We start from the raw sequence: 14,259 nt of genomic DNA, 5'->3' as shown, positions 1-14,259 counted from the left end.
TGAGCCGAAAAGTCTTTCCGGCGGGGCTGTCACACGGGCGTCGGGATCAGGCCCGGACCTTGATCTTCGCCTGGGCCTCCTTCGCCGCCTTCTCCTCCTTGGCGGCGCGCTTCACCTCCTGCTTGTGGGCGCGCACCTGCTCCAGCGACTCCGGTCCGGTGATGTCCGCGACCGACCGGAACGACCCCTCCTCGCCGTACGCCCCGGCCGCCTCGCGCCAGCCCTCCGGCCGGACGCCGTACTGCTTGCCCAGCAGGGCGAGGAAGATCTGCGACTTCTGCTTCCCGAAGCCCGGCAGCGCGTTGAGCCGGCTGAGCAGCTCCCGGCCGGTCCGGACGTCCCGCCAGAGCGCGGCCGCGTCCCCGTCGTACTGCGCCACCAGGAACTGGCAGAGCTGCTGCACCCGCTTCGCCATCGCCGCCGGATAGCGGTGCACGGCCGGTTTCTCGCAGAGCAGCGCGACGAACGCCTCCGGGCTGTACGCGGCGATCTCGTGCGCGTCCAGGTCCTCGTGCCCCAGCCGTTGGGCGATGGTGAGCGGTCCGGCGAACGCCCACTCCATCGGCACCTGCTGGTCCAGCAGCATCCCGACGAGCGCGGCGAGCGGGCTCCGTCCGAGCAGTTCGTCGGCCTCCGGCTGCTGAGCGAGCCGCACGGTGACGTTCATGGGAGGACCTCCTCGGAGCGTGGACTCGGGCCGCCGCCCAGTCTGCTGGACGGGCGAGGAGGGGGCGGCGTCAACACGCCATGACGCGCGGATTCCATGGAACGCCCGGATGGTTCGTCGGCGTAGTTGTTGAACGGCGTAGTTGTTGAACGGCGTGGTTGTTGAACGGCGTGGTTGTCGGCGGGCTACTCCAGACCGAGGGTCAGGTGCGGGTAGCCGAGGTGGATGCGGGGGCCGAGCCCGATCTCCAGGGCGGCGATGAAGGCGTCCAGCCGGGCGGTGGCCTGGTCGACGGTGTCGGCCTCGCCCTTGAACTCGAACTCGACGAAGTCGCCGAGGTCCGCGACGGTGTCGAAGGCGACGGCGATCCCGTCGACGTGCCACTCCTCCCGGGTCTTGTCGACGACGGTCAGCTCGGCGAAGTCCAGGGAGGAGAGCAGCCGGCGGACGGCCTCGGGGTCGGCGACGGTGCTCTCGTACTCGTCGCAGTGGGTCTTGACCGGGGCGGCGAGCGGGTGGAAGCGCTTGAAGTTGAGCGAGGCGGCGCCGTCCTCGACGCGGACCCGCAGCCACTCGGAGACCACCTCCTGGCCGAGGAAGTCCCGGTGCGGCGCGTTGTAGTACGTGTCGACCTGGCGGGTGGGGCGGCCGGCGGCCGCGCCGCGGGCGGTCAGCTTCGCCTTCAACTCCTGTGGCGGGCTCAGGAGTCGGTACTTCTGCTCGACCTCGGTGTACTCCATGGCGGGTGCTCCTCTGCGGACGGGATCGCGCGGAGGCCGACGCTACCCGGTCGGGGCGCGCCGCCCGCGACGCCGGTGGTGCCGCCGCCGTCCGCCGGCCACCCGTCAGGTGTCGAAGTGGCCGGCGGTGACGGCGGTGAGGAAGGCGGCCCAGGCGGTCGGGGTGAAGGCGAGGGCGGGGCCGTCGGGGTCCTTGCTGTCACGGACGGGGACGCTGTGGGGCGAGCCGGGGGCCACCTCGATGCAGTTGCCGCCGTTGCCGTCCGAGTAGCTGCTCTTGCGCCACGGGCCGACCGGGTGGGACATGGCTGCCGAGTCCTCTCATGATGCGGCGGATCATGTGCGCGGACTGCGCCTCCGACAGGGCCGCCGCCCGGATCCGATCATAGTCAGCGGCCCAACTTTCGACCTGCTCCGGTTCGTCGATGAAGTGGCCGCGGTCGAGGCTCTCGGAGTAGGCGCGGTCGCCGCCGTCCGCCAACTCCAGGAGGACGAACCCGGACATCCGGACCCGGGCCGCCTCCTCGTACGGCAGCACCTGGAGGATCACGTTGGGGCGGCGCATCACGGCGAGCAGGTGGCGCAACTGACCGCGCATCACCCCGTCGCCGCCGACCGCGCGCTCCAGGGTGGCCTGCTCCTGGAGGACGATCAGCCGGGGCGGGCCGTCGGGCCGGAGCAGGCGCTGCTGCCGGGCCAGGCGGCCGCGTACGAGGTCGTCGAGCTCCTCGGGGGCCAGGTCCGGGTTGTGCGCCTCGAACAGGGCGCGCATGTAGCCCTCGGTTTGCAACAGGCCCGATATTCGGCCGGTGTGCAGTTCGCGAATCGCCCGGGCCTTCGCTTCCGAGCGGGCGAAGTCCTGGAACCAGTCGGGGTGATACTCGCTCACGTAGGGTGCGACGAGTTCGAAGCTGCGGACGAGTTGGCCCCCCGCGTTGAGCGCCCGGTCGAACCGGACGACGTCCTTCAGGATCGGGAACGACTTGCTCAACTCGAACTGGGAGACCCGAGTTTGATGAATGTTCACCATTCTTCCGAGCTCCTCCTGCCGTAGCCCGGCCGCCTGTCGCCAGTGCGCCAGCTCGTCCCCCCACTGCCTGGGACGCCCTGCCGGGTCGGTCTTCCGTCGGGCCATCGTCCCCCACCTCTCCCCGTCGCCAAGAAAACCTGCAGCGTCTTGCGGAAACCCTTGGTTATCCAACGGTCACAGGTCGACACTCCCTCCGCAAGGGATTTGGGGAAAACTGCCGGTTCCCATTCCTGGCAGGGTTGTCGCCGTGTCTTCGCGGGAGCTTCGCGGGGCTTCCCGGGGTCTTCTGGATCGCCCCCGAACAATCCCGGCGGATTTCACATGGTGAACAATCGCCGGCCCCCTTCGCCGACCGTCGGGCGGGCCTTCCCGGGCGGCCGGCACGCCCGGCGCGGCGGCGCCCTCCCCGGTGCCCCCGTTGGCTCGCGCGGGTCGACGGACCGGCGGGACGCAGGGGAGCGGGCGGACGCGTGGGCAGTTTGGGACGGATGACCGAAAAGGGCTGCACCGGCCCGGAGAGCGACCGCCGGCCGGTTTGTCAGCAAGGCGAGTAGCCAATTTGTCGGCACTCCGGAAAAGAGGAAACGGGAAACGCCGCCATTCCCCGTTTGACCCCCGGGTTTGCGTGTCACCATTCATGGCGGAGGCGGCGGAGAGTCCGCTTCCGGCCAGACGGACGCGCACGCCCGGGCGGACGGTTCCCGAATGGGGGGTTGGCATGAGCGCGTCCGGAATGCTCTGAGCGTCCTCGATGTCCCGGGCCGTCCCGGCCGTCCCGCACCGGAGAGGTGAACCGCCATGCCCGACATCTTCGTGAACTACCGCACCACCGACGAGGACACCGGCGCCGCCCTGATCGAGCGCGAGCTGTCCCGGCGGTTCGGCAGCGAGCGGGTGTTCCGCGCCAGCAAGTCGATCAAGGTGGGCCGCCGCTTCCCGCAGGAACTGCTCACCGCCGTGCGCCGCAGCAGCGTGCTGGTCGCCGTGATCGGCGAGCGCTGGGCCGACGCCCGCACCCCCGACGGCCGCCGGGCGCTGGACGACCCGGAGGACTGGACCCGGCGGGAGATCGTCGAGGCCTTCGAGAGCGGCGCCCTGGTCGTCCCGGTGCTGATCGGCCGCGCCACCCGGCTGAACCGGCGCGACCTGCCGCCCGAGCTGGCCGAGTTGGCGGACTGCCAGTACCGCCGGCTGGACACCCGCAACGCGGACGCCGACCTCGCCAGGATCGGGGACGACCTCGCCGAGGCGCTGCCCCGGCTCGCGGAGGCGGAGCGGCAGATCGCGTGCGAGGAGGCGGCGGCGGGCAACGTGTCCCACCGGGCCGACCGTTTCGAAGGGTGGGGTGGGGCCGATCAGTAGTACAGGTGATCCAACCGGGTGTCCCGACTTGGGCAGGTGTTCGAGGGAACTGGTCCAACTCATATGACTGTTCCGGTTCGGCGGTCGGGATCGTTGATGTCGGGTAATGCTGAGTCGGCCTTGTCGACGCGCCCAGAAAGGCTCGCCCGGTGTCCCAGCCGTTCGAACTGCCGTCCTTCTACGTGCCGCACCCGGCACGTCTCAACCCGCATCTCGACGAGGCCCGGGCCCATTCCACCGAGTGGGCCCGGGAGATGGGGATGCTGGAGGGCTCGGGCGTCTGGACCCAGGCCGACCTGGACGCCCACGACTACGGGCTGCTCTGCGCCTACACCCATCCGGACGCGTCCGCCGAGGTGCTGGCGCTGGTCACCGACTGGTACGTCTGGGTCTTCTTCTTCGACGACCACTTCCTGGAGATGTTCAAGCGGACCAACGACCGGGTGAGCGGCAAGGCGTACCTGGACCGGCTGCCGCTGTTCATGCCGGCCGACCCGGCCACCCCGGTGCCCGAGCCCACCAACCCGGTCGAGGCCGGTCTGGCCGACCTCTGGCGGCGCACCGTGCCGGCGATGGGCGAGGACTGGCGGATCCGGTTCGCCGAGAGCACCCGCAACCTGCTCAACGAGTCGCTCTGGGAGCTCGCCAACATCGACGCGGGCCGGATCGCCAACCCCGTCGAGTACATCGAGATGCGGCGCAAGGTCGGCGGCGCGCCCTGGTCCGCCGGGCTGATCGAGTACGCGGCCGACGCCGAGGTGCCGCAGGCGGTTTCGGGCGCACGTCCGCTGCGGGTGCTGATGGACGCCTTCTCGGACGCGGTCCACCTGCGCAACGACCTGTTCTCGTACCAGCGCGAGGTCGAGGACGAGGGCGAACTCAGCAACGGCGTGCTGGTGCTGGAGACCTTCCTGGGGTGCGACACGCAGGCGGCGGCGGACGCCGTCAACGACCTGCTCACCTCGCGGCTCCAGCAGTTCGAGAACACCGTGGTCACCGAACTCCCGCAGCTGTTCGCGGAATCCGGGCTGGAGGCGGAGGACCGGGCCCGGGTGCTGGCCTACGTCAAGGGGCTGCAGGACTGGCAGTCGGGCGGGCACGAGTGGCACATGCGGTCCAGCCGGTACATGAACGGCGGCGGGGCGGCGGCGTCGGCGGCCACCTGGTGGGACCCGTTCGCGATCGGCGGGGTCGGGACGTCGGCGCTGGACGTGCTGCGGTCGGGGTCGGGCGAGGGGCTGAGTGATCTGGCCGACGAGCTGGGCTCGTTGAGCCGTAGCGGGTCGGTGTCGCAGGGGTGGGCGCCGACGCCGGGCGGGGCGTTGGCTGATGGCCTGGGTGGTCTGGGTGGTCTGGGTGGTCTGGGTGGGTTGCTGGGGGCGCTGGGTGGGTTGAGCGCGCCGGGGGCGTCGGGTGCGTCGCTGGAGTCGCCCGGGACCGGGCTGATCGGTGGCTCGCGCGGGGACGTCGACCCGGGGCTGCGGCGGGCGCGGTCGCACGCGCACGTGCCGTTCCAGGCCGTCGGGCCGTCGCAACTCCCGGAGTTCAGGCTGCCGTTCACCGTCGAGCTCAGCCCCTACCTGGAGGCCTCGCGGCTCCACGTCATCGAATGGTCGGGTCGGATGGGCCTGCTGGAGGCCCAGCCCGGTGTGCCGGGTTCGGACGTCTGGACCGCCGAGAAGCTCGCCGACTACGACTTCCCGCTCTGTTCGGCGGGCATCCACCCGGACGCCAGCGCCGACCAACTCGACCTCACCTCCGACTGGTTGACCTGGGGCACCTACGCCGACGACTACTTCCCGGCGGTGTTCGGCCGGAGCGGCGACCTGGTCGGCGCCAAGGCCGCCAACGCCCGCCTCTCCACCCTCATGCCGGTCGACGGCGAGCCCGCTGCCGAGCCGCTCACCGCGCTCGAACGCGGGCTGGCCGACCTCTGGGAGCGGACCGCCGGCCCGCTCACCGTCGACGCCCGGCGGGCGTTCCGCGGGGCCGTCGAGAAGATGACCCTGAGCTGGCTCTGGGAGCTCGACAACCAGGTGCAGAACCGGATCCCGGACCCGGTCGACTACCTGGAGATGCGCCGGTCCACCTTCGGCTCCGACCTCACCATGGGCCTCTGCCGGATCGGCCACGGCCAGGTCGTGCCGGACGAGGTCTACGCGAGCGGCCCGATGCGCTCGCTGGAGAACTCGGCCGCCGACTACGCCTGCATGATGAACGACCTCCACTCGTACCAGAAGGAGGTGGAGTTCGAGGGCGAGGTGCACAACGCCGTCCTGGTGGTGCAGAACTTCTTCAACTGCGACTACCCGGCCGCCGTCCGGATCGTCGACGACCTCATGCACTCGCGGCTCGGCCAGTTCCAGCACGTGGTCGCGAACGAACTCCCGGTCTTGGAGGACGACTTCGAGCTGGACGCGACGGCGCGGGCGACGCTCGCCGGGTACGTCAAGGAACTGGAGAACTGGCTCGCCGGGATCCTGATCTGGCACCGGGACTGCCGCCGGTACCGGGAGGAGGACCTGCTGCGGCACTTCGGGCGGGCGCCGGCGGAGGCTGTGGCTTCGGCCTCGGAGGCGGCAGAGGTGTCGGACGTTGCGGCCGCCGGGCCGGGTGCCGGCCTGGTGGGAGAGCGGGCGGCGTTCGGTCCGACCGGGCTGGGGACGTCGGCGGTGCGGCCGCTGCCGGTGGGGTAGCGGCGGGGTGGGTGGTGCGGCGGCCCGTCGGGGGTGCTCCCGGCGGGCCGCCGGCCTGTCCGGGGGCGCAGGGGTGAGGCCAGGGTTTGGACGCGCGGGTCGGCGGGGGACTGGCTAGGGTGGCGAACCGGGACAAAACGTCACACGAGAGGGCTGTGCCATGGCTGTGCTTCCGGACGGAACGCCCTGCTGGGCCGACGCGATGTTCGCCGACATGGCGGGCGCCAAGGCGTTCTACGGCGACGTGCTCGGCTGGACCTTCGGCGAGTCCTCCTCCGAGTACGGCAACTACACCCAGGCCTACTCCGACGGCAAGGCGGTCGCCGCGATCGTCCCGCCGATGCCCGGCCAGCCGGGCGAGGAGGTGCACTCGGCCTGGTGCCTCTACCTCGCCTCGTCCGACGCCGCCACCACCGCCGAGAAGATCCGCGGCAACGGCGGCGAGGTGATGATGGGCCCGATGGCGGTCGGCGAGTTCGGTTCGATGGTGATCGCCAAGGACCCCGGCGGCGTGGTCTTCGGCGTCTGGCAGGCCGGCACCCACGAGGGCTTCGAGAAGCAGGGCGCGTCGGGCGCGTACACCTGGGCCGAGGTCATCACCCGCGAGCCGGCGGCGGCGGACGGGTTCTTCCCCGCCGTCTTCCCGTACGACGTGAAGCGGATGGACACCGGGCAGGTCGACTACAAGATCTTCCACGTCCGCGAGCGGCCGGTGCTCGGCCGGATGAAGGCGGGCCCGGACGAGCTCCCGCCGCAGGCGCCGAACTACATCAGCGTGTACTTCGCGGTGGACGACTGCGACGCCGCCGTCGCCAAGGTCACCGAGCGCGGCGGGAAGCTCTACTACGGCCCGATGGACAGCCCGTTCGGACGGTTCGCGGCCGTCGGCGACCCGCAGGGCGCGGCGTTCGGCGTGATCGACCTCGGGACGGCGGTCGGTGACATGCCGGTGATGGTCGCGGACTGACCTCGGGGCGGATTCCGAGGTGCGGGCGTGTGGGCTCAGAGCTCGACGCCGAGCAGGTCGTGCAGGGCGCGGGCGCCGTCCGGCGTCACCCGCAGGGCCCGGCCGGAACCGATCCGCTCCACCCAGGCCCGGTCCAGCGCCGTCCGGCAGAGCGCGGCCCCGAACGCGCCGCCCAGGTGGCCGCGCCGCTCCGTCCAGTCCAGGCAGCTGCGGACCAGCGGCCGCCCGCCGGCCCGCCCGGCCCGGGCCGGCAGCTCCACGCCCAGCTCGGCCAGCCAGGCGCGACCGCGCTCGGTGAGTGCCAGCCCGGCCTCGTCCGCGACCAGCCCGCGCGCCAGCACGGCGTCGCTGACCGTCACGCCCAGGCGGCCGGCCAGGTGGTCGTAGCAGGTGCGGGCGCGGGCCTCGGCGCTCAGCCGGGTGGCCTCGCGCAGTGTGCGGGGTGGGGTGGCGGGGGTCGTTCGGGCGGCCGGTTTCCGGGCGGCGGGCGGCTCCTCGGTGTCGGACGGGTCGCTGGACCGGTCGCTGGACGGGTCGATGCCGGACGGGTCGGCGGTGGACGGCTCGGCAGTGGACGGCTCGGCGGCGGGGGCGAAGGTCGCCAGGTCCTCGATCAGCGTCGCGACCTCCGGCCCGGCCAGCCGGACGTACCGGTGCCGGCCCTGCCGCTCTTCGGCCAGCAGGCCGCCGGCGATCAGCCGGGACAGGTGCTCGCTCGCCGTGGACGGCGCCACCCGGGCGTGCCGGGCCAGTTCGCCGGCGGTCCAGGCCCGGCCGTCGAGCAGGGCCATGCAGAACGCGGCGCGGGTCGGATCGGCGAGCAGACCGGCGATGTGAGTGAGCGACATGCGTCCCATGGTGCCGGTGGTTGTTTCGGCGCGCACCGAAACGTTCCGCCCCTAGCGTGGGACCCATGCGCAACCCCGTTGCTCCCGCCCTCTCCGCTGCCGCCCCTTCCACCCTTTCCGCCCCGTCTGCTCCTGCCGCCCCATCCGGCTCCGAGGCCGCCGCCACCGTCGTCGTCTCCCTCGACCGGTACGAGGACGTCGTCGCCGCGCTCGCCGATCCCGCTCTGGTGCCGGTGCCCGCCCCGGTTCCGGCCGGGCCGGTCGGCGGCATGGCCTGGCTGCGCGCCGCCGTCGCCCGGTTCACCGCGGGTGAACGCCACGCCGTCCGCCGGGCGTTCGTCGAGGCGGACCTGGCCGGCCTCGACCCGGACGCCCTCCGGGTGGCGGCCGCCGCCGGCTACGAACCGGACGCCCGGCTGCGGACGGTCCGGGTCCTCGCCCGGGCGCTCGGCCTGGCCGAACCGGAGGCGGTCGCCCGGGCGGTCACCGTGGTCGCGCGGTCGTACTTCGTCGACCGGCCCGACGACCCGGAGGCCGACGCGGCGGTGGCCTGGCTGCTGCCCCGGATGCTGCCGGGTTCGCTGACCGGGGCCGCCGGGCCGGCTGGGCTTGGCGGGCTCGCTGGGCTCGGCGGGCTCGCCGGGCTCGGCGGGTCTGTCGAGGAGGAGCGGGCCGCCAACCGGATCGGGCTGCTCGTCCAGGCCTGCGACGCCACCGCCACGCTCGTCGAACACGCCCGCCGGGCGGCCGGGGACGGCGCGGCCGAGCCGCTCACCGCCGCGCTGCGCCACGACCCACCCGTACGGACGATGCGCCGCCGCGCCGTCCGGGCCACCGAGATCGGCGGGGGTGGCGGGGCCGGCGGGGTTCCGGTCCCGGCCGGGGCGGACGTGCTGCTCGACGTCGCCGCCGCTCAGGCGGACCGCCCCGATCTGCCGCCGCTGACCTTCGGTGCCCCGCCCCGACTCTGTCCCGGTCGGACGCACGCGCTGGCCATCGCGGCGGGCATCCTGGACGGCGCCTCGGCGGTCCCGCCCGGGGTCGACGCCCCCGGCGCCCCGGCCGCCTTCGCCCCGCCGTCGGACGACCTCCCCATCACCGACGACCGCGATCCCGTCGGGCTGGTCCCCGCCATGGTCGACCACGTCCTCGGCCTCGCCGCCACCTGGACCGACTGGGACGGGCAGCCGACCACCGTCGACGGCCGCACCTACACGCCGCACAAGGCGATCCGCCGGGTCACCGACCACCTCATCGACCATCTGGCCGAGCTGGAGGCCCGGCTGGCCGGCGAACCGACCCAACCCGACCACTGGCACGCCTCCGCCGCCACCACCCCTGCCGACCTCGCGCCGTTCACCACGGCCGACCTCGACGAGGCCCGCAGCCGACTCACCCGGCTGGCCCGGATCTGGTCCGCCCGCCTCGCCGCGCTCACCCCCGACCAGCTCGACCGTTCCCCGGGCAGCGGCTGGTCGTTCCGCCGACTCGCCTTCCACGTGGCCGAGTCCGGCTACTACGCCGACGCGCTCGGCGACCTTCGCCCGCACGAGAGGACCGCCCGATGAACCACCCGACGAACGCCTCGACCGCCGCCGCGCGCACCCCGTTCGGCGCCCTCCACCACCGCCCGGGCGAGCCGCTGCTGCTCCCCAACGCCTGGGACCACGCCTCCGCCGCCGTCCTCGCCGACCAGGGCTTCCCCGCGATCGGCACCACCAGCCTGGGCCTCGCGGCCTCCGCCGGACTGCCCGACGGGGCCGCCGCCACCCGGGAGGAGACCCTCCGGCTGGCCCGGCGCCTCGGCCGCACCGGGCGCTACCTGCTCTCCGTCGACCTGGAGAACGGCTTCAGCGACGACCCTGGCGAAGTCGCCGCCCTCGCAGTTGAGTTGGCCGAGGCCGGGGTCGCCGGCATCAACCTGGAGGACGGCCGACCGGACGGCAGCCTCGCGCCGGTCGAGCTGCACGCCGCCAAGATCACCGCGATCAAGGCCGCCGCCCCCGACCTCTTCGTCAACGCCCGCACCGACGCCTACTGGCACGCCCTCGCCGACCCGCGCCCGGAGGCCGACCGTCGGCTCGACGCCTACCAACTGGCCGGCGCGGACGGTGTGTTCGTCCCCTTCCTCACGGACCCGGCCGCCATCGAGCGGCTCTGCGGGACCCTCGCCGTCCCGCTGAACGTCCTCTACTCCCCGACCGGCCCCACCCTCCCCGAACTCGCCGCCCTCGGCGTCGCCCGCGTCAGCCTCGGCTCCCTCCTCTACCGCGTCGGCCTCGCCGCCGCCGTCTCCACCGCCCTCGCCATCCAGTCCGGCACCCCCGCCTCCGGCGCGGACGCCCTGGGCTTCGCCGCCATCCAGAGCCTCCATGCCGACGGGGGCACCGAGGGCTAGCCCGGGGAAAAATATGTCGACCGGTCTACAGAAACATGTAGACCGGTCGACATATTCGCGCCGTTATCTGTAGACCGGTCTACATAATTTTCGGGTCGCGCCCCCGTCCTCGACGCCCCGCCCCCGATGCCCCACCCCCTGACGCGCCCCCGCTCGGCTCAGTGGTTCGGCGGCTCAGCGGCTCAGCGGGTCAGGAGGGTGCGGAGGGCGGTGGTGACCTCGGTGGGGGCCTCCTCGGCCATGAAGTGGCCGTAGGGGACGGTGCTGTGGTGGAGGTCGGGGGCCCAGGCGCGCCAGCGGGCGGCGGCGTCGAAGCCGAGGGCGGCACCCCAGTCCTGCTGGAGGACCGTGACCGGCATGCGCAGCTGGCGGCCGGCCGCGCGGTCGGCGCGGTCGTGTTCGAGGTCGGGGCCGGCCGAGGCGCGGCAGTCGGCGACGATCGAGGGCACGGCCGCGCGGCTGGCGGCCAGGTAGGCGGCGCGGACGTCGTCCGGGATGGCCTGCGGGTCGCGGGCCCAGACGTCGAGGAAGTGGCCGAAGAAGGCGTCGGCGCTCGCCTCGATCATGGTCTCGGGCAGCCCCGGCGGCTGGGCCATCAGGTAGAGGTGGAAGCCGACGGCGGCGGTCACGCCGTGCATGACCTCCCACATGTCGAGGGTCGGGAGGACGTCCAGCGAGGCGAGGTGGGTGACGGCGTCCGGGTGGTCGAGTCCGGCGCGGATCGCGACCAGCGCGCCCCGGTCGTGTCCGGCCAGCGCGAACCGGTCGTGGCCCAGGGCGCGGGCGAGGGCCACGATGTCGGCGGCCATGATGCGCTTGCTGTACGCGGTGCCGTCGGGGTCGGCGGGCTTGTCGCTGGCGCCGTAGCCGCGCAGGTCGGGGCAGATGACGGTGTGGTCGGCGGCGAGTTCGGCGGCCACATGCCGCCACATCAGGTGGGTCTGCGGGAGGCCGTGCAGGAGGACGATCGGGCTGCCGGTGCCGGCCACGGCGGTGTGCAGCGCGACGCCGTCCGCCACCGGGACGCGCAGGTACTCGAAGCCGGGGATGACGGGGCCGGGGCCGGGGACGGCGGCGTCGGGCAGCGGCAGGGGAGCGGGGGCGGGTGTGGGCGTGGGCATCGGAGGGCCTTTCGAGGGCGGGCGGTGGGTGGGTACGTCCAGCCTCACCGACGTCGATCAGCATTCGATCAGCGCGCCGGAAGGCACGCGGGAGCCACGCGGACGCCGCCCGGACACCACGCGGACGGCGTGCGCGGGCGAACCGGGGCGGGCGGGCGCCGGTACGGTGGCGAGGGTGTCCGGAGAGGTGGAGCGGGAACAGGCGCGGGTGGCGTTCGGCGTGCTCGGGCCGGTGGTGGCCGAGCGGGCGGGCGGCGGTCCGCTGGCGCTGAAGGGGCCCCGGCACCGGGCGGTGCTGGCGCGGCTGGTGGTCGCCCGCCGCCGGGTCGTACCGGTCGCCCGGCTGGTGGAGGACCTCTGGACGGAGCCGCCGCCGGGCGCGGTGGGCGCCGTGCAGACCTTCGTCGCCGCGCTGCGCCGCGTCCTGGAGCCGGACCGTCCGCCCCGGACCCCCGCCCGGCTGCTGGTCACCGAGGGGCCGGGGTACACCCTGAGGGCCGAGCCGGACGCGGTGGACGCCTGGCGTTTCGAGGCGGCGGTTGCGGACGCGGCGGTCGGTGAAGCGGCGGTCGCCGAGGCAGCGGTCGACGGGAGCGTGACGGACCCGGCGGCGTCGCTGCGACGGCTGGACGAGGCGCTCGCGCTCTGGCGCGGTCCCGCCTACGCCGAGTACGCCGCCGAGGACTGGGCCCGGGCCGAGCGGTCCCGGCTCGCGGAACTGCGGCTGCTGGCGGTGGAGCGTCGCGCCGAGGCCCTGCTGGCGCTCGGCCGGGCCGCCGACGCCGTGCCGGACCTCGACGCGCACCTCACCGATCACCCCTGGCGCGAGGACTCCTGGCGGCTGCTCGCCCTCGCGCTCTACCGGCAGGGCCGCCAGGGCGAGGCGCTCGCCGTGCTGCGCCGGGCCCGGGCCATGCTGGTCGAACAGCTGGGACTGGACCCGACGCCACGGCTGCGCGCGCTGGAGGCGGACATCCTCGCGCAGGCGCCGACGCTGGACCCGAACGGCTCCGGAAGGGCGCCCGGTGCCCCCGATCCGGCGGCCCCCGCCGCACCTGCCGCCCCCGCCGGCCGGCCCGAGGCGGCCGCGCGGCTCTGGTCGGCCGCCGCCGCGGCGTACGACCGGAGCGTCGCCCGCGGCGCCCGCGTCCGGCTGGAGTCCACCGTCGGCCTGCTCCGCAGCCTCGCGGTCACCGGCCCCGACGGTCTGGCGGCGGCCCGGCAGCACCGGTGGGCCGCGGTCGAGGCGGCGGAGGAGTTCGGCGACCCCGAGCTGACCGCCCGGGTGCTGGGCGCGTTCGACGTCCCGGCGATCTGGCCGCGCAGTGACGATCCGGCGCTCGCGGCCCGGCTGGTCGCCGCCGCCGAACGCACCCTGGCCGCGCTGTCGGACGGGCCCGCCCACGACTCGGCGCGCTGCCGGCTGCTGGCGACGGTCGCCGTCGAGACGCGCGGCACCCGGTCCGCCCGGGCGCGGTCGGCGGCGCGCGAGGCGGAGGCGATCGCCCGTCGACTGGACGACCCGGCGCTGCTGGCCTTCGCGCTCAACGGCGTCTTCATGCAGTCCTTCGACCGGGCCGGGCTCGCCGCCCGGCGGGACGCGGTCGGGGCGGAACTGGTCGCGCTCGGCGCCCGGCACGGCCTGGCGACGTACGAGGTGCTGGGCCACCTGATCCGGTTGCAGTCGTGCGGCGCCGTCGCCGACTGGTCGGCCGCCGACGGGCACGCGCGGGCCGCGGACGCGCTCGCCGAACGCCACGAGCTGCCGCTGGTGGGCGTGTTCACGGACGGGTACCGCGCGCTGCGGGCGGCGGTGGGCGATGTCACCGGTGACACCGGGGAGACCGGGGAGACCGGAGGCGCCGGGCGCTCAGAAGAACGGGTCCGGGCCGCGTACCTGGCCTTCGCCGACCGCCTGGACGCGGCCGGCATGCCGGGCATGGCGCCGGGCCTGCGCGCGCTCGCCCTGCTGTCCCTGCACACCGTCCCGCCGGACACAGCCCCGCCGGACGCAGCCCCGTCGCACGCCGTCCCGCCGCACCCCATCCCGGCGGACGCCGTCGACCCGGAGCAGGACTGGGGCCCCTACCGTCCCTGGATCGAGCCGCTCGCCCTCCTCCGCGTGGGCCGCGAGGCGGAGGCCCGCGTCGCGCTGCGGGCCCTCCCCGAACCCCCGGCCGACCCGCTCATCGAGGTCTGCCACTGCCTGGAGGCGGCCGCCGCCCGCCTCCTCGGCGACGGTCCGGCCCTCCGCCGGGCGCGGGCCCGGCTGCTCCCGGCCGCCGCCGAACTCGCGGGCGGCGCAACGGGGTTCCTCTCCTTCGGCCCGGTCGCCGACCACCTGGCCGGCGTCGAGGAAGCGCTCGCGCCGCACCGCCCGCCGGTGGCATGACGCGGGTCGCAGCGGCCGGGTGTCACGTCCGGACGGCC

At 74.2% G+C, this 14,259-nt stretch carries 12 protein-coding genes; 6 read left to right on the top strand and 6 right to left on the bottom strand.

Features of this window, described 5'->3' with window-relative positions:
• Positions 1-46: 46 nt before the first annotated feature.
• From AB0N76_RS15920 to AB0N76_RS15905, 4 genes are all read right to left on the bottom strand, one after another.
• On the bottom strand, positions 47-667 hold the full coding sequence (locus tag AB0N76_RS15920; protein ID WP_363557377.1) for an HhH-GPD-type base excision DNA repair protein: 621 nt from the start codon (positions 665-667) through the stop codon (positions 47-49).
• A 185-nt stretch (positions 668-852) separates the two neighbouring features.
• Positions 853-1,407, bottom strand: coding sequence for a class IV adenylate cyclase (gene cyaB / locus AB0N76_RS15915; protein ID WP_363557375.1), 555 nt, complete (start codon positions 1,405-1,407; stop codon positions 853-855).
• A 105-nt stretch (positions 1,408-1,512) separates the two neighbouring features.
• The gene (locus AB0N76_RS15910) at positions 1,513-1,644 is read right to left on the bottom strand and encodes a DUF397 domain-containing protein (RefSeq protein WP_363557373.1); all 132 of its coding nucleotides are present in this window, start codon (positions 1,642-1,644) and stop codon (positions 1,513-1,515) included.
• Entirely contained in the window at positions 1,607-2,542 is a 936-nt protein-coding gene (locus tag AB0N76_RS15905) for a helix-turn-helix transcriptional regulator (RefSeq protein ID WP_363557371.1), read from the bottom strand. Before AB0N76_RS15905 ends, AB0N76_RS15910 begins: the two co-directional genes overlap by 38 nt.
• Positions 2,543-3,235: 693 nt before the next feature.
• Here AB0N76_RS15905 and AB0N76_RS15900 point away from each other — a divergent pair.
• The 3 genes from AB0N76_RS15900 (at position 3,236) to AB0N76_RS15890 (ending at position 7,462) form a co-directional block, all read left to right on the top strand.
• Positions 3,236-3,799 (top strand): TIR domain-containing protein, encoded by a 564-nt coding sequence (locus AB0N76_RS15900; RefSeq protein WP_363557369.1) that lies wholly within the window; start codon positions 3,236-3,238, stop codon positions 3,797-3,799.
• A 149-nt stretch (positions 3,800-3,948) separates the two neighbouring features.
• Positions 3,949-6,495 carry a terpene synthase family protein gene (locus tag AB0N76_RS15895; RefSeq protein WP_363557367.1) on the top strand — a complete coding sequence of 849 codons (2,547 nt, stop codon included), beginning with the start codon at positions 3,949-3,951 and terminating at the stop codon, positions 6,493-6,495.
• 160 nt (positions 6,496-6,655) lie between these two features.
• Positions 6,656-7,462 (top strand): VOC family protein, encoded by an 807-nt coding sequence (locus tag AB0N76_RS15890; protein ID WP_363557365.1) that lies wholly within the window; start codon positions 6,656-6,658, stop codon positions 7,460-7,462.
• A gap of 35 nt (positions 7,463-7,497) precedes the next feature.
• On the opposite strand, the gene AB0N76_RS15885 is transcribed toward AB0N76_RS15890, so the two are convergent.
• Positions 7,498-8,310, bottom strand: a complete 813-nt coding sequence (locus AB0N76_RS15885) for a winged helix-turn-helix domain-containing protein (RefSeq protein ID WP_363557363.1) — start codon at positions 8,308-8,310, stop codon at positions 7,498-7,500.
• A gap of 65 nt (positions 8,311-8,375) precedes the next feature.
• Between AB0N76_RS15885 and AB0N76_RS15880 the strand changes: the two genes are divergently transcribed.
• Positions 8,376-9,878: a hypothetical protein gene (locus AB0N76_RS15880; RefSeq protein ID WP_363557361.1), complete on the top strand. Its 1,503-nt coding sequence runs from the start codon at positions 8,376-8,378 to the stop codon at positions 9,876-9,878.
• Positions 9,875-10,708, top strand: a complete 834-nt coding sequence (locus AB0N76_RS15875; protein ID WP_363557359.1) for an isocitrate lyase/phosphoenolpyruvate mutase family protein — start codon at positions 9,875-9,877, stop codon at positions 10,706-10,708. The genes AB0N76_RS15880 and AB0N76_RS15875 overlap by 4 nt, the downstream gene beginning before the upstream one ends.
• A gap of 182 nt (positions 10,709-10,890) precedes the next feature.
• Here the strand turns inward: AB0N76_RS15875 and AB0N76_RS15870 are convergent, their stop codons facing one another.
• A complete protein-coding gene (locus AB0N76_RS15870) occupies positions 10,891-11,829 on the bottom strand; it encodes an alpha/beta hydrolase (RefSeq protein WP_363557357.1) in 939 nt (312 codons plus the stop codon).
• 175 nt (positions 11,830-12,004) lie between these two features.
• On the opposite strand from AB0N76_RS15870, the gene AB0N76_RS15865 reads away from it, so the two are divergent.
• The gene (locus AB0N76_RS15865; RefSeq protein WP_363557355.1) at positions 12,005-14,221 is read left to right on the top strand and encodes a BTAD domain-containing putative transcriptional regulator; all 2,217 of its coding nucleotides are present in this window, start codon (positions 12,005-12,007) and stop codon (positions 14,219-14,221) included.
• The last annotated feature ends 38 nt before the right edge of the window (positions 14,222-14,259 follow it).

This window comes from Kitasatospora sp. NPDC093806 (assembly GCF_040683335.1).
Classification (GTDB): Bacteria; Actinomycetota; Actinomycetes; order Streptomycetales; family Streptomycetaceae; genus Kitasatospora.
Note: the sequence above shows the minus strand (reverse complement) of the source record. Positions and strands in the feature narration are given on the sequence as shown.